The following is a 25,155-nucleotide window of genomic DNA, read 5'->3' on the forward strand; positions in this document are numbered from 1 at the left end:
ATGCGCATTCTCATCGTCAATCCGAATACGACGGCCACCATGACCGACAAGGCGGCCGCCGCCGCCCGGTTGGTCGCCGCTACTGGAACGGAGGTCATCGCCGCAACCTCCCGCATGGGGCCCGTTTCAATCGAGGGGCACTATGACGGAGCGCTAGCCATTCCCGGCCTGCTGGCCGAACTGAAGGACCGGGCAGGCACATATGATGCTGCCGTCATCGCCTGCTTCGATGACACGGGGCTCGAAGCGGCACGCAGTTTTTGCGACGTGCCCGTCCTCGGGCTCTGCGAATCCGCAGTGGCAACGGCCGGCTTCCTGGCGCAGCGCTTTACCGTGGTAACGACGCTGGAGCGCTCGCGGGTGCTGATCGACAATCTGGTGCGTCGCTACGGCATGGGTGACCGGGCGAAGGTGCGCGCTTCCGACATTCCGGTGCTCGAGTTGGAGGATGAGGCCTCCGGCGCGATCGGCAAGCTTCGCGCCGAGATAGAGCGGGCGCTGTCCGAGGATGGCGCCGAAGCGATCGTGCTCGGTTGCGCCGGCATGACCGATCTGGCGCGCGAACTGCAGGAGATCTACGGCGTTCCTGTCGTCGATGGCGTTGCGGCTGCCGTCAAGCAGGCCGAGGCGCTGGTGTCGCTGGGGCTGAAGACCAGCAAGCGGGGTTCCTATGCCTCGCCGCTCGTCAAGCCGTTCGTCGGGGAAATGAGTGGCTTTGCGCCCATGCAGGCAGCGGGCTGAACCATGTCAGTCTCCTTCGACTTCGAGACGCTTTCCGAACGCGAGCGCTACAAGCTGATGATTGGGACGGTCATTCCGCGGCCTATCGCACTCGTGACGACGGTGGACGAGCATGGCCGCATCAATGCAGCCCCGTTCAGCTTCTTCAATTGCCTCTCCGCCGACCCGCCGATCCTGGCACTCGGGGTGGAAAACAATCCTGACATGTCCTTCAAGGATACCGGGCATAACATCCGCATGACGGAGGTCTTCACCGTCAATATCGTCTCGTTCGCGATTGCCGAAGCGATGCATATTTGCGGCTCCAAATATCCGCGCGGCGTCGACGAACTGAAAGTAGCGGGATTGACCGCGATGCCGGGAACGAAGGTCGCGTCCCCCTGGATCGCTGAGGCGCCGGCTGCCTTCGAATGCAAGCGGCATGTGACGCTGGAGCTCGGCAAATCACGACAGATCATCATGGGAGAGATCGTCTATGCCCACTATCGTGATGGTGTCGTCGATCCCGAAAGTCTACGTGTCGATCCGGCCGAGGTCGATGCGATTGCACGCCTCGGCGGCGACACCTGTTCCACGATCCGCGACCGCTTCGAGATGCTGACGCCGAAACTTTAACGGCACGCCTATCGTCACGATTTCGCTTTACTTTCCCGCCTTGCTTGCGAATGGTCAATTGAAAGCATGGCAGGAGAGGAAGCAGAGATGACGACGGTCGAGGATGATCTGAAGCGGATCGCCGAGCAGGAAAAAGTACTCAGTTTTGACGCATTCGACCTAGTGACGGCGTGGCAGCTCGGCAAGTTGCTGCAGGAATTGGGAACCGAGCGCAAGCTCGGCATTGCCATCGACATCATGCTCCACTCGATGCCTGTTTTCTATGCGGCACTTCCGGGCGTGACACCCGACAACGTCCAATGGGTAAGACGCAAACGCAATCTGGTGCTGCGCTACTTCAAGAGCAGTTACGCGATCGGGCTCGATCTGAAAGCCAAGGGAAAGACGGTCGCCGACAACGGCCTTGCCGACGCCGACTACGCGCCGCATGGCGGCAGCTTCCCGATCAACGTCAAGGGAACGGGCTGCATCGGTTCGGTGACGGTCTCGGGCCTGCCGCAGCGCGATGATCACAATCTGGCGGTCGAGGCGCTGGCGTTGATGCTGGCGAAGGATCTCGACGCGCTGCGATTGGCGTGAAACCGGCATCATCTGGCGTGCCTTTTGACACGCCAGATCCGCCACGGGGTGGACATGGGCGGACGGTTCGACGCTAGCGGCGACAGCAGGCTCAAGCGTGCGGTTATCTTTCGCCTCGGCCAAGAACGACGTCTTCCAACCAGGGATTCGAGAATTTCCGTTCCGGATCCATGCCGTTTCGAAGCCGGCGAAAATTCGACAGCCTCTCATAGCTGGCGCCAACATCGCGGCTTGTGAAGACCTTTCCCCAGTGCGGCAGGGCATTGAAAGGCGACAGTATCTGCTCGATGTGCCTTGCGGCCGTATTCACTGCGTCCTGATCCCGAATCCAGGTGAAGTGGATCGATACGGTGTCGCGATGATATTGAGGGCTGAGCCAAAACTGGTCGGCGGCAACTGTCCGGAATTCCCCCGCTTGCACCAGATGGACAAATTTATCGCGGATCGACAGGAGTGCCCGGATCGCCGCCGCCCCATCTTTCCTGGAAACATGGTACTCGGATTGTATCTCTTCGCCGCTGCTGGGGGTGAAGCCCATCTTGAAGTGCGGGAGCCTGTCGGACCACCGGCCGTATTGCCCGAGTTGCTCGGTGAAATTTTGCGAATCGAGACCGCTTATCGGATGCCTGTTGGCAGTCGCACGCATTGCACCGTGAAAGGTGGCTGGCCACTCGTCGGCCGGGGCCTTTCGCTTCAACCAGATTGATCCAGCCTTTTCACCCCACTGAGTGAACACACTGACGCTATAGCCCGCGGCCATGATATCATCGAGGTTGTCCAGCAACCGGTCCCAGGCCAGCCCTTCGTAGACAGATTGCGCGACCTCAAACTCCGGCTGAACGTCAAGCGTCACGCGCGTGACGACGCCAAGCGCGCCCAGATGCACAACCATTCCCGGAAAATCGACATCGCCACGTGCTATCCTTACGACGCGGCCGTCACCGGCAATAAACTCGAGACAGGAGACCGCCGTCGCAAGATTGCCGTTTAAGTTGCCCGACCCATGCGTTGCCGTCGCAATTGCTCCAGCAATCGAGATGTGAGGCAAGGATGCGAGGTTGTGGATGGCGAGCCGATGACGATTCAGGAAAGTCGCAAGCTCCCCATAGGTGCAATGACCTCCCACGGTAACCCGCGTTCCGTCATCCTCGACAATGGGGTTGATCGGCAACTCGGCAAGCGACAATGCAACTTGGCCATCGCCAATTGCATTGAACGAGTGCCCTGATCCGACGACCTTTATCTTTGATGATCGCGAGACGATCTCGCAAACCGCCTCCACGGACGAGGGATAGTAGCAACCTTGAAAGCTGTAGCGGAAGCTCTTCGCCCAATTGGTCGTGGGACCCTGTCTCATAAAACCGAACTCTCCGAATCTTGTCAGCTTGGGGTAACGCTGCCCGCGTCAGTGACAAGCGGGGCGCCGTCGAGATGGCGCGCCCGACGCTGGATCAGACTTTCCCCCCGGCCTCGGCGATGACCTTGGTCAGGCTGCCGGTTGCCGGGAAGAGGGGGATCAGGCACGCCTGCAGGGCGTGGTAGATGTCGCCCTTGCCCGGAAAGATCGTGTGGGCGGGAGCGAGGTCTTCGGTCAGTTCTTCGTGCCAACCGCCGTTCTTGTGGTCGACGAAGCAGCGCTCGATAACGTTCCAGATCTTGCGGTAGCTTTCCTCGTGGAAATCGCTCGGCAGGTGTTGGTTAAGGTAGTGGGCAGCACCAGCACCCTCGCAGGCGGGCCACCACAGTTTTTCGCGCTTCGCGGGCGCGTCTTCCCAGTCGAGCGTGTAGAAGAAGCCACCCCTTGCGGTGTCCCAGCCGAGCAGCATCGATTGCGCGAACAACGCCTTGGCTGCATCCGGCAGCCAGCTTTGCTTCCGTCCGCCAAGCGACCAGAGCTGCAGCAGCAGGCGCGTCCATTCCAGCCAGTGGCCGGGCGTGGTGCCAGACGGGCGGAACATCTCGTTGCCGCGATAAGTCTTGTCGAGAACCCAATTGGCGTTGAAATGCTCGCCGACGCGCCAGTCGACCGAGCCGGCAGCGCGGCGGATGACTAGGTCGGCAATGCTTTCGGCCTTGTCGAGGTAAGATCTGTCGCCGGTAGCCTCGAATGCGGCCATCAGGGCTTCCGTCAGGTGCATGTTGGAGTTCTGGCCACGATAGGTGCCGCCGTCGATCGGCGACCAATCCGCGTTGAATTCCTCGGCTATGGCGCCGTGGCGGGTTTCCCAAAACTTCGTGTTCAGGACTTCCGTGACATCGGCGATCATGCCATCGGCCAGCGGATGGCCGATGGTCTTGGCCGAGGATGCGGCAAGCAGCACGAAGGCGTGACCATAGCCCTGCTTGCTGGAATCGACCGGACCGTCATTGTTCAGCGACCAGAAGTAACCGCCATTGGTCGTATCGCGATGATGGTTCCAGATGTACTGCATGCCGTGATCAACGACATCGGTAGCGCCCGGGCGACCGAGGAGGGTGCCGATCGAGAAACAGTGGACGGCGCGAGCGGCGATATGGATGCCACGAACCTGCCCCTCGGCGTCGAGCGGCTTGCCGGTATCGTCCAGATCGTAGAATCCGCCCTTGGGATTGATGGAATCGTGCTGGAAGAAATCGAACAGAGCATTTGCCTGCGCGAGGAGCCAATCGCGATGATAGGTGCGAGTGGTCCAGTTTCCGAGCGTGGCGTCGCCAATTGCAGGTGCCATGATACTCCTCCGATTTCGTGCACAATGCCTTCGCAAACGCCTATATAGGGGCCGCCCGAGTCTGTCATCCGCCAAGGTTGTCAGAAGCGGAATTGAGATCCATATATTGACATAAAGATATCTTTATGTGATTTGAAGCGCTGGTCTGTAACGACGTCAAGGAGTCCGCCCGTGTTTGATACTCTCTTTGGTCCCGAAGGGGCGAAGCGCGACGGCAGTGAAGTGTTCGCGGCGCTGAGGAAAGCCGCCAGCGAACGCATCCTCGTTCTTGACGGCGCCATGGGCACACAGATTCAGGGGCTGGGCTATGATGAAGATCATTTCCGCGGCGACCGGTTCATCGGTTGCGCCTGTCATCAGAAGGGTAATAACGATCTTCTGATCCTGAGCCAGCCGGATGCGATCGAAGAAATTCACTACAAATACGCCAAGGCCGGCGCGGATATTCTCGAAACCAACACCTTCTCCTCCACCCGAATTGCGCAGGCCGACTACGCGATGGAAGGCGAGGTCTATGCGCTTAACAAGGAAGGTGCCGAGATCGTCCGCCGGGCGGCCGAGCGCGCCGAGCGCGAGGACGGTCGCCGCCGTTTCGTGGCGGGCGCCATCGGCCCGACGAACCGCACCGCCTCCATCTCTCCAGATGTGAACAACCCCGGTTTCCGTGCCGTCAGCTTTGACGATCTGCGCATTGCCTACGGCGAGCAGATTGACGGGCTTATCGACGGTGGCGCCGATATCATCCTCATCGAGACGATCTTCGACACGCTGAACGCCAAGGCAGCCATTTTCGCCTGCGAGGAGCGCTTCGAGGCAAAAGGCATCCGCCTGCCGGTCATGATCTCCGGCACGATCACCGATCTCTCGGGCCGCACGCTGTCGGGCCAGACGCCGTCCGCCTTCTGGAATTCGGTACGCCACTCCAACCCGTTCACGATCGGTCTCAACTGCGCCCTCGGCGCCAACGCCATGCGTCCGCACCTGCAGGAGCTTTCGGGTGTCGCCGATACGTTTATCTGCGCCTATCCGAATGCAGGCCTGCCGAACGAATTCGGCCAGTATGACGAGACGCCGGAACTGATGGCGGCGCAGATCGATGAATTTGCTCGCGAAGGCCTTGTCAACATCGTCGGCGGCTGCTGCGGCTCGACGCCGGAGCATATCAAGGCGATTGCCGAAGTGGTTGCCAAGTACAAGCCGCGCCCGATTCCGGAACATCGGCCGTTTATGTCGCTGTCGGGCCTCGAACCATTCGAGCTGACGAAAGACATTCCATTCGTCAATGTCGGTGAGCGCACCAATGTCACCGGTTCTGCAAGGTTCCGCAAGCTGATCACCAACGCCGATTACACGGCAGCGCTGGATGTCGCTCGTGATCAGGTGGAGAACGGCGCCCAGATCATCGATATCAACATGGACGAAGGCCTGATCGATTCCGAAAAGGCGATGGTCGAGTTCCTCAATCTGATCGCTGCTGAGCCTGATATCGCACGCGTGCCTGTGATGATCGACTCGTCGAAGTTCTCGATCATCGAGTCCGGCCTGAAGCGCGTCCAGGGCAAGTCGATCGTCAACTCGATCTCGCTGAAGGAAGGCGAGGAGAATTTCCTTGCCCAGGCGAAGCTGCTGCATGCCTATGGCGCGGCCGTTGTCGTCATGGCCTTCGACGAAACCGGGCAGGCCGATACCTACGATCGCAAGGTCGAGATTTGCTCGCGCGCCTACAAGATCCTTACCGAGAAGGCGGGTTTCCCGCCTGAGGATATCATATTCGACCCGAACGTCTTCGCGGTCGCGACCGGTATCGAAGAGCACAACAATTACGGCGTCGACTTCATCGAGGCGACGCGGACGATCCGTCAGCGCATGCCGCTGGTGCATATTTCAGGCGGCGTCTCCAACCTGTCCTTCTCGTTCCGCGGCAATGAGCCGGTGCGCGAAGCCATGCATGCCGTGTTCCTCTACCACGCCATTCAGGCGGGCATGGACATGGGGATCGTCAATGCCGGCCAGTTGGCCGTCTACGACAACATCGACGCGGAGTTGCGCGAGGCCTGCGAGGACGTCGTCCTGAACCGTCGCGCCGACGGCACCGAACGCCTGCTTGAGGTTGCGGAGAAATTCCGTGGCGGCGCCGCCCGGGAGGGTCGCGTGCAGGACCTGTCGTGGCGCGAATGGAGCGTCGAGAAGCGTCTTGAGCATGCGCTGGTCAACGGAATTACCGAATATATCGAGGCCGATACCGAGGAAGCCCGCCTGCAGGCCGCCAGGCCGTTGCATGTCATCGAAGGGCCGCTCATGGCCGGCATGAACGTTGTCGGAGATCTGTTCGGCTCGGGCAAGATGTTTCTGCCGCAGGTCGTGAAATCCGCCCGTGTCATGAAACAGGCCGTCGCTGTTCTTCTTCCATATATGGAAGAGGAAAAGCGTCTCTCTGGCGGCGAGCAACGCAAGTCCGCGGGCAAGATCCTGATGGCGACGGTCAAGGGCGATGTGCACGACATCGGCAAGAATATCGTCGGCGTCGTGCTGGCCTGCAATAACTATGAGATCATCGATCTTGGCGTTATGGTGCCGGCGACGAAGATTCTGGAGACAGCGGTTGCCGAAAAGGTCGATATCATCGGTCTCTCCGGCCTTATTACGCCGTCGCTCGACGAGATGGTGCATGTAGCGGCTGAGATGGAGCGCCAGGGGCTGGACCTGCCGCTGCTGATAGGTGGCGCCACCACCAGTCGCGTGCATACGGCAGTGAAGATCCATCCGGGTTACGCCAAGGGGCAGACGGTTTATGTGACCGACGCCAGCCGCGCCGTCGGCGTTGTGTCGTCGCTGCTGTCGCCGGATGCGCGTGATGGCTATGTGAATGATATCCGCGCCGAGTACGCCAAGGTCGCAGCCGCCCACGCGCGCAGCGAAGCGGAGAAGGTCCGTCTGCCGCTGGCGCGTGCCCGCGAAAATGCGCAGAAGGTCGACTGGTCTGCCTACACACCCGGCAAACCCAGCTTCCTCGGCACGAAGGTGTTCGAGGACTACGATCTGGCGACGCTGGCCGAGTATATCGACTGGACGCCGTTCTTCCAGACCTGGGAGTTGCGTGGCCGTTACCCTGCCATTCTCGAGGACGAGAAGCAGGGTGAGGCAGCGCGGGCTCTCTGGGCCGATGCACAGGCGATGCTGAAGAAGATCATCGACGAGAAATGGTTCCGGCCGCGAGCCGTCATCGGCTTCTGGCCGGCTGGCGCTGTCGGCGACGACATCAAGCTCTTCACGGATGATGCCCGCAGGCAGGAGCTGGCGACTTTCTACACACTGCGTCAGCAGCTGTCGAAGCGCGATGGTCGCCCGAATGTGGCGCTTTCGGACTTCGTGGCACCTGTAGACAGCGGCGTTCAGGACTATGTCGGCGGTTTCGTCGTCACTGCCGGTATCGAGGAGGTGGCGATTGCCGAGCGCTTCGAGCGTTCCAATGACGACTACTCGTCCATTCTGGTAAAGGCGCTTGCCGACCGCTTCGCCGAGGCTTTCGCCGAGCGCATGCACGAAGAGGTTCGTCGCCAGTACTGGGGCTATGCCAAGGATGAAGCGTTCAGCAAGGACCAACTGATCACTGAGGAATATGGCGGTATCCGTCCGGCGCCCGGCTATCCGGCACAGCCCGACCATACGGAGAAGGCGACGTTGTTCCGTTTGCTCGATGCGGAGAAAGCCGCCGGCGTGACGCTGACGGAAAGCTACGCGATGTGGCCGGGCTCATCCGTCTCGGGCATCTACATTGGTCATCCCGAGTCCTATTACTTCGGCGTGGCAAAGGTCGAGCGTGACCAGGTTGAGGATTATGCGGCCCGAAAGGGCATGGAAATCCGGGAAGTCGAGCGTTGGCTCGGGCCTGTGCTCAACTACGTTCCTGCCAAGCCGCGTGAGGACGTGGAGGACGCGGCCTAACGGCTCGCGTCTTCATGATCTGATCCAAGGTCTCGATAATGCGATTCAAGGTCTGCGCCCAAAGCCTTAATCCTCAATCGAAAACAATGGCTGATCAGGCCGTCAGTTCGACCACGATCGCGGTCGTGTCGTCGCTCTGCTTGAAGCGTGGGTAGCGAAGGCCTTCTGGGTCAGTTTGTCGTTCGAGGCGACGCAGCTCCTCGATCATCGGTGCCAGCCCCTTGTCGAGTGCGGTACGCACCAGGCTTGCCGCATCATAGGCCGCGTAAAGAACGACCAGGTCTGCGAAGCCGTCGCTGCAGATGATGGCGTGTGCCTTGCCTTTCACGGGAAGCGTTTCCGATACGAGATGATCGGCTGCTTCAGGTACGAGGCCAAGCGTCCAGATGCCGCCGACCGTATTTTGGCTTTCGCGATGCCGTCGCAGTGCGGCCAGTGTCTCGGCATTGCCGAGCGCGCCGCCGCCCCTGGTGATGCCGCCGGTGCGGGCAATATGGCTTTGCGCGTTGGCCTGCTCTCGGGCGAAGGCATCCGGGATCGCCGTATGGAAGCTTGCCGAACCATCTTCCTGCAGAAGGAAAATGCAGGAATCGCCCAACCCGAAAAACGTGAAACCTGTGTGTGTTGCATGCAGCATGGCAAAAGCGGAAAGCGGCCAGGCGTAGCGCGGTACATGGGGGTTGCTGTCGAGAAAAGCTTTTCGTGCCTCTACCGAAACTGTGCGGGCAACACTCGATATCTCGGTATCGCGGGTGATCTGCCGCTGAAAACCATCGGCGAAGCGCGCTGCGATCCAGGCGGCGTCGCTTCCGTACACATCCACGAATTGGCGGTCGCCGAGACCGGTGGCGCCGTCGATCACAAAGGCACAGGCCTGGTTGTGACCGAAGCGGTCGTCGTTCGGTTTTTCCGGATTGCCTGGATCGGAGACGGCGTCGAGAATCAAGATTCCTGGTTCAATCGTCATCATGCAACAGCAATAGCCTCAGCCGCCCTGCTGTTCAATCGCGACCATTGCTCACGGGGTGCCGATCGTCAATTCCGCCACGAAATCATATGCATCTCCGCGATACAGCGAGCGGGTGAATTCCACCGCGCGCCCGGAACCAAGATAGGAAATGCGTTCGATCGACAGCCCCGCGGCGCCGACCGAAACACCGAGAAGGCGCGCATCTTCCTCTTTCATGTTCGTCGCGGAAATTCTCTGAACGGCGCGAACGGGACGCACCTGATGACGCTCCAGTTCCGCATAAAGCGAAGTCGTGACGACGAACGGGTCCGGCAGAAACTCGCCTGACACACTTGCATTTTCAATGGCCAGCGGCTGGTTGTCGGCAATGCGGAGACGGCTGAGCCGGGAAACCTTCACGTCCGTCGCGAGGCCGAGGATCATCATTTCGTCGGGTGAGGGAGTGTGGATGCCCTTGTGCAGCCATTCGGAGCGCGAGGTCATCCCGCGGCGGGCCATATCTTCGGTAAACGAGGTCAATTGCGAGAGGCGCTGTTCGACTCGCGATACAGGCTTGGTAACGAAGGTGCCAGAGCCGTGCCGACGGACCAGCAGGCCATCGGAAACCAGTTCGTCGATGGCCTTTCGGACTGTCACACGGCTTACGGTCGCGAACTCGGCAATGTCGCGCTCGGGCGGAAGGGCGTCACCGTGACCAAGCGAGCCCGTTCGGATCGCCTCCTCAAGCGTGCGTCGCAACTTGACATAGAGTGGGCCGCTGCCACCGGCCTGGAGCCTCTCAGATGAGAGGATACTGGCGAAATCGTCAGTCATGCGGCGCCTCTCTCTTGCTCACGCAGAAATTTGACGGCGAGGTCCGTCGCGCCTTGCAGGACATCACCCTTCGGCTCTCGCAGCAGGACTCTGTGGTGTTCGGCGATCCATGGACGATAGGCCGCCGCAAGGCCGCCGAGCAGGCAGATTGCCGGGCATTCGGCCCACAGCAGCGCGTCCAGACTTTCGCAGATCGAGCGCGCGGCATTCTGTACAATCCCCGAAGCAACTGGGTCATTGTTCGCGGCGTATTCGAAGACCAGCGGCGCATAGCGGGCGAAATCCTTCGGGCGGGATACATGGGCGAATTCTACGACCCGCTCGGGATCGTTATCGTATTCCGCCATCAATCGTTCGGTGAGCGGCGAGGAGGAGCGAACACGGTCGTGCGCCAGCAGGGCGTTTTCAAGTAGATCGCGGCCAAGGCGAGCACCGCTTGCCTGGTCCCCGACAACAAGCCCCCAACCGCCGATGCCGCGAAGCGTGCCTTTGCGTCGGGCATTGTAGACCGAGCCAGTGCCGAAAGCACCGATGATGCCGTCGGAATCGCCAAGCGCGCCTTGGAGCGCGGTGGACGCATCGGTGACGACGCGGCATCTGGCAAATGGCAGCGCAAGCTCGATGCGCCGTCCGTAGTCCCCGACGTTGGCGCCAGCGACGCCAACCAGAGCGGAGATTCTGGAAACGGTTTCAGGGGAAAGACCAGCGTCAGCCAGAGCGTTTCGCGCCGATGACACGATGTTGATCAGGGAGTTGTCGATATCGGACAGAATATTTGCCGGGCCGGCGGTCCCCCGTCCGTGAACCCGTCCCGATGCGTCTATCACCGCTGCGCGGCAACTCGACCCGCCGCCATCAATGCCGATAGCAAGTTCTGTCATTAGACCACCAGATTTGCTTGTTCCCCTTGGTTTTTCTTACAATACCAAAAAAATACCATTTACCAAGAGATAACTGATCAAAATGGCGCCATTTCTAATTCATTGATTTATCGCGATAAAAATCATTTGGTGAATTTTATCGGTACCACAAGTTAAAATTGGCTGGACAATTGGTATTTTTTTGGACTTAATTCCCGGCAAAGGGAACAGCACATTGAGCAGCACCAAACCGACAGCAAGATAAGTCGGGCCTCTCGATGTAAAACGCATTCGGCCGCATGAGCTTTGATGTTCAGTTGTCGTTCTTCGTTATCGGTTTCCTTTGAGATTGTTGCCTCGGATGCGCGTATGTCCGTGTGTTGTTCGACCGACGGGCGATCGTCTCGTGTCGAAAGAGCTTTAGGGGCCGGCAAAAACTGGCGGCTCCAAGGAGCATTGGTCGTTGCCCCAGGCACGCCGTTGCTTGTTTCAGACCAAGAATTGCGCCTCCCGGCGCTTAGAACAGGAGAGGGAAATGAAAAACACTGCTCTGAAAAGCTTCCTGCTGGCTTCGAGCCTGCTCACGTCCGTTGGGATTGCGCACGCAGCCGACGTCACGCTGACCGTCGAAAGCTGGCGTAACGACGACCTGCAGATCTGGCAGGAAAAGATCATCCCGGCATTCGAAGCCAAGAACCCGGGCATCAAAGTCGTGTTCTCGCCGACCGCGCCAACCGAGTATGACGCTGCAACGGCTGCCAAGATCGATGCCGGCAGCGCTGGTGATATCATCACCTGCCGCCCGTTCGACAAGTCGCTGGCGCTCTTCAAGGCGGGCAATCTGACGAGCTTGAACGACTTGCCGGGTATGGAGAACTTCACGCCGGTCGCCAAGGCTGCCTGGTCCACCGATGACAGCAAGACCACGTTCTGCGTACCGATGGCGTCGGTTATCCACGGCTTCATCTACAACAAGGATGCCTTCGACAAGCTCGGCATTTCGGTTCCGAAGACGGAAGACGAGTTCTTCGCAGCGCTCGAGAAGATCAAGGCAGACGGCACCTACATCCCGCTCGCCATGGGCACGAAGGATCTCTGGGAAGCCGCAACCATGGGCTACCAGAACATCGGTCCGAACTACTGGAAGGGTGAAGACGGCCGTACTGCGCTGATCGAGGGCAAGCAGAAGCTGACCGACGCAGACTGGGTCAAGCCGTATGAGGAACTTGCCAAGTGGAAGCCCTACCTTGGTGACGGCTTCGAAGCCCAGACCTATTCGGATAGTCAGAACCTCTTCACGCTCGGCCGCGCCGCCATCTACCCGGCAGGCTCCTGGGAAATTGCGCTGTTCAACAGCCAAGCCCAGTTCAAGATGGGTGCCTTCCCGCCGCCGGTTCCGAAGGCCGGCGATCAGGGCTACATCTCCGACCACCCGGATATCGGTGTCGCGCTGAACGCCAAGAGCGCGCATCCGGAAGAAGCCAAGAAGCTCCTGAGCTGGGTCGCTTCGGCCGAATTCGCCGACATCTACGCGAACTCGCTGCCAGGATTCTTCAGCCTGAACTCCAACCCGGTCAAGATGAGCGATCCGCTGGCTCAGGAATTCGTTTCCTGGCGCGGCCCGTACAAGTCGACAATCCGCTCGACCTACCAGATTCTGGGCCGCGGCACGCCGAACCTCGAAAACGAGACATGGATTGAGTCGGCGAACGTCATCAACGGCACCGACACGCCGCAGGTTGCCGCCGAGAAGCTCCAGAAGGGCCTCGACGGCTGGTACAAGCCAGGCAAGTAGTGATAAGCGGCGATCGACGGCTTTGAGCCTCTGATTGCCATCGCGACAGCCTTCTCCCCGCGCGGGGAGAAGGCGCATGCGCCTCGCCGGCGTTGAGCGGGAGGTTGCCGTGCATTGTCCTTCGGAGATGGTGCCTGGCAGGCAGATAGGGTTTCCTTGTTGCCATCCCAAATTCCACCTGCGCTGCGCCCCTGGCTCAGCCAATAAGAACAGGCAAAAGCCATGAGCGTAGCTGAACACCCTGTCGATGTGGTGCCCATCAAGCGCCCGGTGCGCTGGCATATCGGCGTATTTCTTCTCCCCGCAATCGTCGTCTATTCGGCGATCATGGTCCTGCCGCTGATCGAAACTCTTCGGCTCTCGCTCTACAATACGGTCGATGGAACGACGACCTTCGTCGGTTTTGCCAACTATAAGGTTCTCTTCGGCGACGCTCGCTGGGCTCGCGACTTCTGGAATGCCCTCGTCAACAATCTGATCTTCTTTGCCGTCCATATGTGCGTGCAGAATCCGATTGGTGTTGCGCTGGCCGCGCTCCTGTCTACGCCGCGTCTGCGTTTCGTCGCCTTTTATCGCACCGCGATATTCCTGCCGACGCTTCTTTCGTTCGTCATCGTCGGCTTCATCTGGAAGCTGATCCTGTCGCCGATCTGGGGTGTCGCGCCGTGGCTGATGAGCCTCGTCGGCATGAAGTCCCTCTTCGCTCCCTGGCTTGGCCAGTCCGGCCCGGCGCTGATTGCCGTGTCACTGATTTCCAACTGGCAGTATATCGGCATCCCCATGATGCTGATCTACGCAGCGCTTCTGAGTATTCCCGAAGAGGTGATCGAGGCCGCCGAGTGTGATGGCATCACCGGATGGGCGCAGTTCTGGAAGATCAAGCTGCCCCTGATCCTGCCGGCGATTGGTATCATCTCCATCCTGACTTTCGTTGGCAATTTCAATGCGTTCGACCTGATTTATACAGTTCAAGGTGCGCTTGCCGGGCCTGACATGTCGACGGACATCCTGGGGACGCTGCTTTATCGTACCTTCTTCGGGTTCCAGCTGCAGCTCGGCGACCGCTCGATGGGTGCGACGATCGCGACCGTCATGTTTCTGATTATCCTCGCCGGCGTCTCGTTCTACCTTTTCGCCATCCAGCGGCGCATGCGCCGGTACCAGTTCTGAGGAGTGTGTCATGTCGAACAGAGCACGCACATCCCCCATCCGCACCGGCCTCATTCACCTGGCCTTGGCCGGCTATACGCTGGTTGCTATCTTTCCGGTGTTCCTGACCATCATCAACTCGTTCAAGGACCGCAACGCGATCTTTCGTTCGCCGATGCAGATACCGACGCCTTCGACCTTCAGTCTTGTCGGCTACAACACCGTACTCGGTCAGGGTGACTTCGCGGTCTACTTCCAGAACAGTTTCATCGTGACCATCATGGCTATCTTCCTGGTGTTGCTGTTCGGCGCCATGGCCGCTTTCGCCCTGTCGGAATACCGTTTTCGCGGCAACACACTGATGGGCCTCTACATGGCAATCGGCATCATGATCCCGATCCGCCTCGGCACGGTTGCAATCCTGCAGGGAATGGTCGCGGCCGGCCTCGTCAATACGCTGACGGCACTGATCCTCGTCTACACCGCGCAAGGGATTCCGCTGGCGATCTTTATTCTCTCGGAGTTCATGCGCACGGTGTCCGACGACCTGAAGAATGCAGGGCGTATCGACGGGTTGTCCGAATACGCCATCTTCTTCCGCCTTGTGCTGCCGCTCGTACGTCCGGCAATGGCAACGGTCGCCGTATTCACAATGATCCCGATCTGGAACGACCTTTGGTTCCCGCTGATCCTGGCGCCGTCGGAGGCAACGAAAACCGTGACGCTGGGGTCGCAGATCTTCATCGGCCAGTTCGTGACCAACTGGAACGCGGTGCTTGCGGCTCTGTCACTGGCGATCCTGCCGATCCTGGTGCTCTACGTCATCTTCTCGCGGCAGCTTATCCGCGGCATCACCTCAGGAGCAGTCAAGTGAGTGCATCGGACAAGCCAATCCGCGTTCTTGTCGCAGGGCTCGGCAACATGGGGCGCAGCCATGCACTCGCCTATCACAACAATCCGGGCTTCCAAATCGTCGGGCTTGTCAACCGCTCGAAGCCGCAACTGCCGCCGGAGCTTCAAGGCTACGCGATCCATTCCGATTTCAAGGCGGCGCTTGCCGAGCTGAAGCCTGATCTCTGTGCCGTCTGTACCTATTCGGACAGTCACGCGGACTATGCCGTTGCAGCCTTCGAAGCTGGTTGCGATGTCTTCGTGGAAAAGCCGCTGGCGACGACCGTGGCCGATGCCGAGCGCGTTGTTGCGGGCGCAAAGGCTGCGGGAGGCAAGCTGGTGATCGGCTACATCCTTCGCCATCACCCGTCCTGGATCAAACTGATCGAGGAAGCTCGCAAACTTGGCCCGCCATATGTGTTCCGCATGAACCTCAATCAGCAATCGAGCGGCCCAACGTGGGAGACGCACAAATCTCTGATGCAGACGACCTCGCCGATCGTCGATTGCGGCGTGCACTACGTCGACGTCATGTGCCAGATCACCGATGCCAAGCCGATCGAGGTGCGAGGAATGGGTGTTCGGCTTTCTGACGAGGTTGCGCCGGGGATGTACAACTACGGCCAGCTGCAGGTCTTGTTCGAGGATGCATCCGTCGGCTGGTACGAGGCCGGCTGGGGGCCAATGATCTCGGAGACGGCATTCTTCGTGAAGGACATCATGTCGCCGAAGGGCGCGGTTTCGATCGTCATGGATCCGAACGCTAAATCCGACGATATCGACGCGCATACCAAGACCTCGGTCATTCGTCTCCATACCGCCGAGACCGGACCGAACGGCAAATTCATCAAGCCGGACCAGGACATGACGATGGCGGGAGAACCCGGCCACCAGGAGCTCTGTGACCGGGAACAGGCCTTCATGCTGAAGGCTGTTCGCGAGGATCTCGACCTCAACCGTCATATGGAGGATGCCGTGGCTTCACTGCGCATCTGCCTCGCCGCCGACGAAAGCGTGCGTACCGGGCAACCGGTCAAACTGTAAGGAATACGACTAGTGGGATCGCTTCAGCTCAAATCCATCCGCAAGACCTACGGTACGCATGACGTGCTCAAGGGGATCGACCTCGAAGTCAAGGACGGCGAGTTCGTCATCTTCGTCGGCCCGTCTGGCTGCGGGAAATCGACCTTGCTGCGAAGCATTGCCGGCCTTGAGGACGTAACCTCGGGCGCCGTGATCATCAACGGTCGCGACGAGACGCTGACGCCCCCGGCCAAGCGCGGGATAGCGATGGTGTTCCAATCCTATGCGCTCTATCCGCATTTGACCGTCAAGGACAACATGAGCCTTGGCCTCAAGCAGGCTGGAACGCCGAAGGAGGAGATCGAGACGCGCGTGACCAAAGCCTCGTCGATGCTGTCGCTTGCACCCTATCTGGCGCGGCGCCCGGCGGAACTCTCCGGCGGCCAGCGCCAGCGCGTTGCCATCGGCCGCGCCATCGTGCGCGAGCCGGAGCTCTTCCTGTTCGACGAGCCGTTGTCGAATCTCGATGCAGCCCTGCGCGTCCAGACTCGTCTGGAAATTGCCCGCCTGCACCGCAGTCTCAAGGCGACGATGATCTACGTCACCCACGATCAGGTCGAGGCGATGACGCTTGCCGACAAGATCGTGGTGTTGAACGCCGGCGCGATCGAGCAGGTCGGCTCGCCGATGGAGCTCTACAATCGTCCCGCGAATGTCTTCGTCGCGGGGTTCATCGGCTCACCGATGATGAATTTCATCCCGGCCGACAAGGTGGCCGATACCGAGGCCAAGACAGTTGGTGTTCGGCCGGAGCATCTGACGCTGTCACGAGATCAGGGGACCTGGAAAGCCAAGGTCGTGCATGTCGAGCATCTTGGTGCCGATACCATCCTCTATCTGGAATCCGACCAGTGCGGCCTATTAACGGCGCGGCTCTTCGGAGAGCATCAGTATGAGCCGGACGAAATCGTCTATGCGACGCCTGATCTGGCGCACATGCATCGCTTCGATGCCAACGGCCAGGCAATCCGCTAGCTTGGCTAGCACAGAGCCCAGCCATCGAGCTGGGCTGATACACTGCGAGGCCGGAACATTGTGGTGATGTTCCGACCTCGGACGGCGAGGGGCCGGTTACTGGGTCATGGTGGTCGGAGACATAATGCTGACTTTGCGTGGACGTTCGTTCCCGCCGTGGTCGATCGGGACCGGCATTTCAAGCACTTTTTTGCAGATGAAACGCCGTGCCTGATGATGGCTGACTCTACCTGAACCAGGTGCCTAAACGAAAAGGCGCCGGAATCTCCAGCGCCTTTTCAATAAGTCTCCCGACAGGTTCAGTCCCTGATGACCAGCAAGTCAGCTGCCATGAACCGCAACGTGACCGTCTCGCCTGCAGCGGGCGGGGTCGAGCCCGGGCTGTTAAACATGTCGAAGGAAATGACGTTGCCACCGACATTCATGCGCGTGCGAATGACGGAGCCGAGGAAGTGGGCGGATACCACCTCGCCAGTCAGCGCCGTATCGCTCTTGACGCTATCCGACAGTGAACCGGCTTCGGGGCGCAGTGCAAGCGAGACCATCTCGCCGGCACTATAGGCGGCGACGGATTGCTTCAGCGTCACGCCTTGGTCGCCGATCTGGATACGGTTCGCAGCCGGATCGACCACCTTGGCCTCAATCAGGTTCAGCGTCCCAACGAAGGACGCGACAAATCGGGTTGCCGGTGTGTTGTAGATTTCGAAGGGCGTGCCGATCTGGTCGGCGCGGCCGGCATTCATGACGACGATCCGGTCGGAGATCGACAACGCTTCTTCCTGGTCGTGGGTCACGAACACCGTCGTGATACCGAGCTTTTGCTGGATGGAGCGGATTTCTTCGCGCAGCGAAACGCGGATCTTGGCATCGAGCGCCGACAATGGTTCGTCGAGCAGCAGTACCTGCGGTTTCACGGCAAGCGCACGCGCAAGAGCCACGCGCTGCTGCTGGCCCCCTGAAAGCTGGTAGGGGTAACGATCGGCCAGATGATCAAGTTTTATGAGGCCGAGCATTTCCTTCACGCGGGCATCGATTTCCGCAGGCTGAGCGCCTGCGACCTTCAGGCCGAAGGCGACGTTGTCATGCACGCTCATGTTCGGAAACAGCGCATAGGCCTGAAAGACCATGCCGATGTTGCGCTTGTTCGGCTTGAGGTTGCCTTGCTCCTTGCCACCGATGGCGATGCGGCCGGCGGTCGGCGTTTCAAATCCGGCGATCATGCGCAGGACCGTCGTCTTGCCACAGCCCGACGGGCCAAGGAACGAAATGAATTCACCCTTCTCGATCTGCATGTTGAAGTCATGCACGACCTGAGTGTTGCCGAAGGATTTCTTGAGGTTTGCGAGTTCGAGGAAAGCCATGAAAACCAGATACCTTACGACTTGGCCGGAGCGGCTCTGTGAAAGCGGGAGACGAGTTGGAGGAGGCCCATGCTGAGCCAGGTGATGGAGAAGGCAATGACCGCCAGCGCCGATGGCTCGTAGGCGCGATTGGCGCCGACCAGCTGCAGGTAGGGACCGAACGCCGGACGATTGAGCAGTGCAGCCATCGTGAATTCCCCCATGACGATCGCCAGCGTGATGAAGGCGCCGGAGAGTACCCCGCTCATCACGTTCGGGAAAATGCACTTAAACATAATGGTGGTCCAGCTCGCCCCAAGGCTTTCCGCCGCTTCCGTCAGCGTGCGGACGTCGATTGCGCGCATGGCGGTGTCGACGGCACGGTACATGTAGGGCAGGGACAGCGTGATGTAGGCGAGGACGAGCAGGACGTTCGTGCCCATAGTCGAGCCCGTCAGCGGCAGGACCGACGACGAATTGTACATTCTGAGGTAGCCGAAGACGATGACGATCGCCGGGATGACCAGCGGCAGCAGCGTGATGAATTCGACGACGGGGCGAATCTGCGGCAGGCGCAGGCGAACCCAGTAGGCGGTGGGCACGACGAGCAGCATGCCGAAGATGATCGTCAGCAGCGCCATCAGCATCGAGTAGCCAAAGGTCTCGCGGAACTGCGGCTCGGAGAAGACCGAAGCGTAAGCATCAAAGCTGTACGCACCGCGGCGCATGCGCAGCGAGAACTCGATCGTGGCGATCAGCGGCAGTACGAAGTAGGCAGCGCCGATCGCGACGGCGATCCAGGCGCCAAGGCGTGAAGTCTTCATTTTTGCCACCGTTCAGCGCGCATGCGCAGCAGGATGTAGAGGAGGTTCGAAAGGCCGGTGATGACGATCATGCCGAGCGCCAGAGCATAGCCGAGGTTGGCGTTGTGGAGCACGTCGCCGCGGATTTGCGCATAGAGGAGGATCGGTACGATATTCAGCGAACTGCCGGTCAGGGCATAAGCGGTCGCGATGGCGCCGAAGGCGTTGGCGAAGAGAAGCAACGTCGTGCCCATCAGGCTCGGCCAGAGGATCGGGAAGGCGACCATGCGCCAGTACTGGCCATTGGTGGCGCCGAGAATGGACGCGGCTTCCCTCCACTCCTTCTTCATGCCGTCGAGCGCGGGCGTCAGGATCAGCACCATCAATGGAATCTGGAAGTACATGTAGGTGAGGGTCAATCCGAAGAAGCTCAGCAGATTGAAGCCGGTCGAATAGAGATTGAAGCCGAACCAATCGCGCATCAGGACGGTGATGAGACCTGTGCGACCGAGCGTTGCGAGGAAGGCGAAGGCGAGCGGTACGCCCGCGAAATTGGACGCAACACCGGAGAAGGTCAGAAGACCGGAGCGGACCCAGTTCGGAAGACCGCCGAGAACGACCGCCCAGGCGAGAAAGAAGCCGATAAGCGCGCCGCCGAGAGCCGACGCGACCGACACCTTGATACTGACCCAGTATGCACTGAGGATCGTCGGCGTGAACAGGTCGGCAATGTTCCTGAGCGTCAGGTCGCCTTCAGGCGTCAGGAATGCACCCGCGACCAGATAAAGCGTCGGTATGATGAGGAACATTCCCGCAAAGATCATGAACGGCGCGATGCCAAGCCAGTCGATGACCCTGTCGCGATTTATCAGGGACGTGGTGTTGGCCACGGGTGTTGAAACAGAGCTCATAGACGACCGCCTTATCGGGGCAACAAAAAGGAACCTCCCCGCCCGTAAGGCGGAGAGGTCTTGCGTCAGCTATTACTTGACGTTTGCGCCAACAACGCTGTCCCACTTGCCGGTGATGGCGGTCTTGCCGGCAGCCTGTTCGTCGAGCGTCGGGAATACTGCCTTTTCATAGGCGGCAGCCGGCGGCAGCTTGTCGAGAAGCTCCTGTGGGATCTTCTTGTTCTTCGCCAGGTCGTTGAAGCGGATCGGGTGGCAATAGCCCTTCAGCCAACCGAGCTGACCTTCGTCCGAATAGAGGTATTCCATCCAGAGCTTGGCAGCATTCGGGTGAGGCGCGAAAGCGGAGATCGCCTGCACGTAAACGCCAGCCACGACGCCCGAAGCCGGAACGACGACGTCAACCGGCGGGTTGCCCTTCAGGGTGTCGCGCCAGGAAAGGCCGTTGTAGTCCCATGCGATGACGATCGGGGTCGAGCCCTGAGCGAGCGAAGCGGACTTGCCGATAACAGGAACGAGGTTGCCTGCCTTGTTGAGTTCGGCGAAGTAGGCGAGACCAGCTTCACCGGCCTTGGCCGCATCCTTTTCGCCAGCTGCGATACCGGCTGCGTAGACAGCCTGAACAGCCTGGTTCGAAGCGCGCGGATCACCGGCAAGAGCGATGCTGTTGGCGAAGTCCGACTTCTTCAGATCGGCCCAGTCCTTCGGTGCGTCCTTGACGATGTCCTTGTTCACGACGAAGGAGAGAACGCCGTAGTAGTCGCCGTACCAGAAGCCGTCGGCATCCTTGGCGCTGTCCGGAATGGAATCCCAGGTCGAAACCTTGTAAGGCTGGATCAGGCCATCGGCCTTCGCAGATGGGCCGAAGGAAAGGCCGACGTCGATGACGTCGGGAGCCTGAGGGCCGGTGTTGCCCTTGTTGGCCTTGATTGCTTCGATTTCATCGCCCGAACCAGCGTCCGGGTTCAGTTCGTTGACTTCGAGGCCGTACTTGGCCTTGAAGCCGGCAATGACGTCGCCGTAGCCGCACCAGTCGTGCGGAAGAGCGATGGTCGTGAGTGTGCCTTCCTTCTTGGCGGCAGCGATCAGTTCGGCGCTAGGCTCGGCGGCCGCGATTGCGGTTGAGGCGACAACAATTGCAGTAGAAAGCGAGAGCAGTCTAGAAATATTAGAGATCACTGTTGTTCTCCTTCTGGTTTTCAGTGTCTGGCGATGCTGTTACTGACGTTACATGAAGCTATTATGACAGATGGATGACGTTAATTTTCTTTGTATCGCAGGACTTTGGCGAGGATGTTTCGTTTGCGACACATTTTTCATTCGAATCCGCGCCGTCATTATTTTGTTGTACTTGTTCCTCCTAACCAAGTTTGCGGAAAAGCCTGGTCTGTTCGAACAGGCCTTCAAGGGTTTTCATGCGTTCTTTCGTCGCGTCCCAGGTCGAGTTCTGGACGGCCTCGATCAGCGCTTCGACGATGAAGAGAGTGACGACAGAGGAATCCCAGGCAGACGGCGCCTCGATCTGCACCCGGAACGTATGGCGAGCGAGCTTGGCTGCGGGCGAAGCCCACTGATCGGTGAAGACGATGATTTCGGCACCACTCTTCCTTGCGGCAGTCGCAAGGCTCACCATCTCCTGCTCGTAGCGGCGGATGTCGAAAATGATCAGCAAATCGCCGGGGTTCATGTTCAGAACATATTGCGGCCAGCTGCTGGAGTTCGATGACAGCAGGGCGGTGTTCGGACGGATCACTTGCATGTGCGTGAAAAAATACTCGGCAAGCGCACCGGTGATGCGTCCGCCTACGAAATAAAGGCCGCGTTTCCGGTCAGAAAGCAGCGCGGCGACGCTGTCGAAAGTCGCGGTGTCCAGGCCGCTCAGCGTCTGGCGCAGATTGCCCATGATGGCATCGGCGAAGCGGTTGAGGATATGCGTGCCGGGCGCATTCGATGCCCAGCGGTCATGCTTGGCGATGGGGTTCGATATCGTCGCCTCGACTTCCTGATGCAGGTGTGACTGGAAGTCGGGATATCCCTTAAAGCCAAGTTTCTGGACCATGCGCACGACTGTCGGCGTCGATACGCCGGCGTTTTCGGCAATAGTAGTGATACTCCCTAGTCCGGAGACCGGGTAGTTGTCCAACAGGCTCTCAGCCAACTGCTTCTCGGCGCGCGTCAGCATGCCAAAATGCGAGTGGATTACGTCCGAAACGGTCTTCGACGCAGCAGTCACGCGATCTTGCTCCCCGGGATTGGTCTTGTGCCACTTTCCCACTCAAAGTTAACAACGCTGTCACAATCCATGTCAACAGTTGTCATGAAAAGAAAATTTCAGTGCGCGCTTGACAGGGCGGCAAAGCTGAAGAATTCTTTTCTTATAAATGATTTATTAACGGTCGGGATGCGCCTGTGGTGCCTGCTCAGTTCGAGGTGCTTAGCAAAGCGGATGGGGAATGCGTTGCGGTCGAACGACCGAACGGCAAGAGTTCGTTGCTTGTCGTCTGCGAGCATGCCTCCAACGCTCTGCCCGAACGCTTCGGCACGCTTGGCCTTTCCGATGACGCCCTGAAAAGCCACATTGCATGGGATCCCGGCGCTTTGGCAGTTGCCCGTGGAATCTCCGAGGCGCTCGATGCGACGCTGATCTACCAGAGGTTTTCGCGGTTGATCTACGATTGCAACAGGCCTCCGGACGCTCCTGGCGCCATGCCCGAGAAGAGTGAAGTCTACGATGTTCCCGGCAACAGGCAGCTTAGCGCAGAAGAGCGCCACGCGCGGACTGAAGCGTTGTATGTTCCTTTCCACGATGCTATCCGGGCGCTGATTCGCGACCGCAAGGCGAGGGCGCAGGACACCGTGATCGCAACAGTCCACAGCTTCACTCCCATCTACCACGGCAAGCAGCGTGCCGTGGAGATCGGTATCCTGCATGACGAAGACAGCCGGTTTGCCGATGGCATGCTGACGGCCGCCGCCGGCTCGCCTCTCTATAAAATCGAACGCAACGAGCCCTATGGCCCGGCAGATGGCGTGACGCACACGCTCATCCTGCATGGGCTTTCGAACGGGCTACACAACGTAATGATCGAGGTCCGCAACGACCTCATCTCAGACCAAGCCGGCCAAGGGGTCGTGGCCGGCTATCTGACAGGGCTCATCCAGCAAAGCCTGGACGCCTGACAACGAAAGATAAGACCCCAGGGAGCAGTTTAACTGCGATCCGCCCGTAGGCGAAAACGTCACGGGCACTTTTGGCACTGGACGATCTTCCGCAATTCCGCGGCTGATCGCTAAACAGGGGGAAGTCATGTCCGATTACTCGGAACTCGACAAGAAACAGGATGTGCATGTCCTACACTCCATGGGCTATGCTCAGGAGCTGGAACGACGCATGAGCTCGTTCTCGAACTTTGCTGTCTCGTTTTCCATCATTTGCATCCTTTCCGGCGGGATCAACTCGCTGGCACAGGCGACCGCCGGCGCCGGCGGTGCGGCGATCGGCATCGGCTGGCCGCTCGGTTGCTTCGTCTCGCTGGTGTTTGCCGTGGCGATGGCTCAGATCAGCTCGGCTTACCCGACGGCTGGCGGCCTCTACCACTGGGGGTCGATCCTCGGCAATCGCTTTACCGGCTGGGTGACCGCCTGGTTTAACCTGCTCGGCCTTGTCACAGTTCTCGGCGCCATCAACGTCGGTACCTACTACTTCTTCATGGGCTCCTTCGGCACGACCTATTTCGGGCTCGCGGACACCACGACCGTCCGTATCATCTTCCTGGTGATCATCACCGGCGCGCAGGCGCTCGTGAACCACATGGGGATCGGTCTGACTGCGAAACTCACCGATTTTTCGGGTTATCTGATCTTCGCAACGGCTATCGTTCTGGCCGCGGTCTGCTTGCTGGCCGCGCCGTCCTACGATTTTGCACGTCTCTTCACCTTCGCCAACTATTCCGGCGAAGCGGGCGGCAACGTCTGGCCGGAAACGTCGGGCGCCTGGGTGTTCCTGCTCGGTCTGCTGCTGCCGATCTACACCATCACCGGCTACGACGCGTCGGCCCATACGTCGGAGGAAACGGTGAAAGCCGCTCATTCCGTGCCGCGCGGCATGGTTTCGTCCGTGCTGTGGTCGGCGCTCTTCGGCTACATCATGCTTTGCTCGTTCGTCATGATGCTGCCAAGCATGGACGATGCCGCCAAGCAGGGCTGGAACGTGTTCTTCTGGGCGATGGACAGCCAGGTCAATCCTGTCGTCAAGGATCTGCTCTATTTCGCGATCCTGGTCAGCCAGTGGTTGTGCGGCCTGGCGACCGTCACCTCGGTTTCGCGCATGATCTTCGCCTTCTCGCGTGACGGTGGCCTGCCGGCATCCAAGGCGCTGGCCAAGGTCAGCCCGAAGTATCGTACGCCGGTTGCTGCGATCTGGACGGGTTCGATCCTCGCGGTTCTGTTCGTCTGGGGTTCGTCGCTCGTCTCTATCGGTGATACGCCGGTTTACACGATCGTCGTGTCGTGCACGGTCATCTTCCTGTTCTTCTCTTTCGCGATCCCGATCACGCTCGGCCTTTTCGCGTGGGGTACGTCGAAGTGGGATAAGATGGGTCCGTGGAACATCGGCGAAGGGATGTTCAAGCTGTTCTCGGTTCTCTCGATACTTGCGATGATCCTGATCTTCGTGCTCGGCGTTCAGCCGCCGAACGAGTGGGCGCTATACATCACCGTGGGCTTCCTGGTGCTGACGGCGATCGTGTGGTTCGGCTTCGAAAGCCGTCGCTTCAAGGGTCCGCCGATCGGCGATGAGGTCGCACGTCGGCAAGCAGAGATTGCAGCTGCCGAGAAAGCCGTTGGCGAAGGCTAGGCTCGAGCTCACTTCTGTAAAACCGCGGGGCCGCCATCGCGGCCCCGTTTCCCGGATCAACGAAAACGCATCGGGGGAAGCTGGTGAGTTTCACGCATGCCCTTTCGTTGGCCCGATATTTTCCA

At 59.6% G+C, this 25,155-nt stretch carries 21 protein-coding genes; 11 read left to right on the forward strand and 10 right to left on the reverse strand.

Annotation, left to right across the window (positions count from 1 at the left end; translation table 11 throughout):
- The 3 genes from ASC90_RS06650 to ASC90_RS06660 all read left to right on the forward strand — a co-directional run bounded on the left by ASC90_RS06650 (position 1) and on the right by ASC90_RS06660 (position 1,935).
- Entirely contained in the window at positions 1 to 741 is a 741-nt protein-coding gene (locus ASC90_RS06650) for an aspartate/glutamate racemase family protein (protein WP_056537196.1), read from the forward strand.
- Between the two features lie 3 nt (positions 742 to 744).
- Positions 745 to 1,356 (forward strand): flavin reductase family protein, encoded by a 612-nt coding sequence (locus tag ASC90_RS06655; protein WP_056537198.1) that lies wholly within the window; start codon positions 745 to 747, stop codon positions 1,354 to 1,356.
- Positions 1,357 to 1,443: 87 nt separating this feature from the next.
- Entirely contained in the window at positions 1,444 to 1,935 is a 492-nt protein-coding gene (locus ASC90_RS06660; protein ID WP_056537201.1) for a heme-degrading domain-containing protein, read from the forward strand.
- Positions 1,936 to 2,038: 103 nt separating this feature from the next.
- On the opposite strand, the gene ASC90_RS06665 is transcribed toward ASC90_RS06660, so the two are convergent.
- Both ASC90_RS06665 and ASC90_RS06670 read right to left on the reverse strand, forming a co-directional pair.
- Positions 2,039 to 3,292 (reverse strand): D-arabinono-1,4-lactone oxidase, encoded by a 1,254-nt coding sequence (locus ASC90_RS06665; RefSeq protein WP_056537204.1) that lies wholly within the window; start codon positions 3,290 to 3,292, stop codon positions 2,039 to 2,041.
- Positions 3,293 to 3,386: 94 nt separating this feature from the next.
- Positions 3,387 to 4,643 carry an AGE family epimerase/isomerase gene (locus ASC90_RS06670; protein ID WP_056537208.1) on the reverse strand — a complete coding sequence of 419 codons (1,257 nt, stop codon included), beginning with the start codon at positions 4,641 to 4,643 and terminating at the stop codon, positions 3,387 to 3,389.
- A gap of 171 nt (positions 4,644 to 4,814) precedes the next feature.
- Between ASC90_RS06670 and metH the strand changes: the two genes are divergently transcribed.
- On the forward strand, positions 4,815 to 8,588 hold the full coding sequence (metH, locus tag ASC90_RS06675) for a methionine synthase (RefSeq protein ID WP_056537211.1): 3,774 nt from the start codon (positions 4,815 to 4,817) through the stop codon (positions 8,586 to 8,588).
- 94 nt (positions 8,589 to 8,682) lie between these two features.
- Here metH and ASC90_RS06680 read toward each other — a convergent pair whose 3' ends face one another.
- From ASC90_RS06680 to ASC90_RS06690, 3 genes are read right to left on the reverse strand one after another with little or no spacing between them, the layout of a single operon-like run.
- Positions 8,683 to 9,555: a hypothetical protein gene (locus ASC90_RS06680; RefSeq protein ID WP_056537496.1), complete on the reverse strand. Its 873-nt coding sequence runs from the start codon at positions 9,553 to 9,555 to the stop codon at positions 8,683 to 8,685.
- Between the two features lie 51 nt (positions 9,556 to 9,606).
- Positions 9,607 to 10,371 (reverse strand): GntR family transcriptional regulator, encoded by a 765-nt coding sequence (locus ASC90_RS06685; RefSeq protein WP_056537214.1) that lies wholly within the window; start codon positions 10,369 to 10,371, stop codon positions 9,607 to 9,609.
- Positions 10,368 to 11,252, reverse strand: coding sequence for a BadF/BadG/BcrA/BcrD ATPase family protein (locus ASC90_RS06690; RefSeq protein ID WP_056537216.1), 885 nt, complete (start codon positions 11,250 to 11,252; stop codon positions 10,368 to 10,370). The genes ASC90_RS06685 and ASC90_RS06690 overlap by 4 nt, the downstream gene beginning before the upstream one ends.
- Before the next feature lie 514 nt (positions 11,253 to 11,766).
- Here ASC90_RS06690 and ASC90_RS06695 point away from each other — a divergent pair.
- From ASC90_RS06695 to ASC90_RS06715, 5 genes are all read left to right on the forward strand, one after another.
- The gene (locus ASC90_RS06695; RefSeq protein WP_056537219.1) at positions 11,767 to 13,026 is read left to right on the forward strand and encodes an ABC transporter substrate-binding protein; all 1,260 of its coding nucleotides are present in this window, start codon (positions 11,767 to 11,769) and stop codon (positions 13,024 to 13,026) included.
- Positions 13,027 to 13,248: 222 nt separating this feature from the next.
- Positions 13,249 to 14,196, forward strand: a complete 948-nt coding sequence (locus tag ASC90_RS06700) for a sugar ABC transporter permease (RefSeq protein WP_056537223.1) — start codon at positions 13,249 to 13,251, stop codon at positions 14,194 to 14,196.
- Between the two features lie 10 nt (positions 14,197 to 14,206).
- On the forward strand, positions 14,207 to 15,049 hold the full coding sequence (locus ASC90_RS06705; protein ID WP_056537227.1) for a carbohydrate ABC transporter permease: 843 nt from the start codon (positions 14,207 to 14,209) through the stop codon (positions 15,047 to 15,049).
- A complete protein-coding gene (locus tag ASC90_RS06710; RefSeq protein ID WP_056537232.1) occupies positions 15,046 to 16,110 on the forward strand; it encodes a Gfo/Idh/MocA family oxidoreductase in 1,065 nt (354 codons plus the stop codon). The genes ASC90_RS06705 and ASC90_RS06710 overlap by 4 nt, the downstream gene beginning before the upstream one ends.
- A 12-nt stretch (positions 16,111 to 16,122) precedes the next feature.
- Complete coding sequence (locus ASC90_RS06715; RefSeq protein ID WP_056537236.1) at positions 16,123 to 17,124, forward strand: ABC transporter ATP-binding protein; 1,002 nt, start codon at positions 16,123 to 16,125, stop codon at positions 17,122 to 17,124.
- A gap of 299 nt (positions 17,125 to 17,423) precedes the next feature.
- On the opposite strand, the gene ASC90_RS06720 is transcribed toward ASC90_RS06715, so the two are convergent.
- From ASC90_RS06720 to ASC90_RS06740, 5 genes are all read right to left on the reverse strand, one after another.
- Complete coding sequence (locus tag ASC90_RS06720) at positions 17,424 to 18,485, reverse strand: ABC transporter ATP-binding protein (RefSeq protein WP_056537244.1); 1,062 nt, start codon at positions 18,483 to 18,485, stop codon at positions 17,424 to 17,426.
- Positions 18,486 to 18,499: 14 nt separating this feature from the next.
- A complete protein-coding gene (locus ASC90_RS06725; RefSeq protein ID WP_056537249.1) occupies positions 18,500 to 19,288 on the reverse strand; it encodes an ABC transporter permease in 789 nt (262 codons plus the stop codon).
- The gene (locus ASC90_RS06730) at positions 19,285 to 20,178 is read right to left on the reverse strand and encodes an ABC transporter permease subunit (RefSeq protein WP_056537253.1); all 894 of its coding nucleotides are present in this window, start codon (positions 20,176 to 20,178) and stop codon (positions 19,285 to 19,287) included. Before ASC90_RS06730 ends, ASC90_RS06725 begins: the two co-directional genes overlap by 4 nt.
- A 72-nt stretch (positions 20,179 to 20,250) precedes the next feature.
- Positions 20,251 to 21,354 (reverse strand): ABC transporter substrate-binding protein, encoded by a 1,104-nt coding sequence (locus ASC90_RS06735; RefSeq protein WP_056537256.1) that lies wholly within the window; start codon positions 21,352 to 21,354, stop codon positions 20,251 to 20,253.
- Positions 21,355 to 21,535: 181 nt separating this feature from the next.
- Positions 21,536 to 22,408 carry a MurR/RpiR family transcriptional regulator gene (locus tag ASC90_RS06740; protein WP_056537259.1) on the reverse strand — a complete coding sequence of 291 codons (873 nt, stop codon included), beginning with the start codon at positions 22,406 to 22,408 and terminating at the stop codon, positions 21,536 to 21,538.
- Positions 22,409 to 22,584: 176 nt separating this feature from the next.
- Here ASC90_RS06740 and ASC90_RS06745 point away from each other — a divergent pair, with 176 nt between their 5' ends.
- Positions 22,585 to 23,355: an N-formylglutamate amidohydrolase gene (locus ASC90_RS06745; protein ID WP_056537262.1), complete on the forward strand. Its 771-nt coding sequence runs from the start codon at positions 22,585 to 22,587 to the stop codon at positions 23,353 to 23,355.
- A 127-nt stretch (positions 23,356 to 23,482) separates the two neighbouring features.
- Positions 23,483 to 25,030, forward strand: coding sequence for an amino acid permease (locus ASC90_RS06750; protein ID WP_056537265.1), 1,548 nt, complete (start codon positions 23,483 to 23,485; stop codon positions 25,028 to 25,030).
- The last annotated feature ends 125 nt before the right edge of the window (positions 25,031 to 25,155 follow it).

Source organism: Rhizobium sp. Root1220, from assembly GCF_001426265.1.
In the GTDB taxonomy this organism is placed as follows: Bacteria; Pseudomonadota; Alphaproteobacteria; order Rhizobiales; family Rhizobiaceae; genus Rhizobium.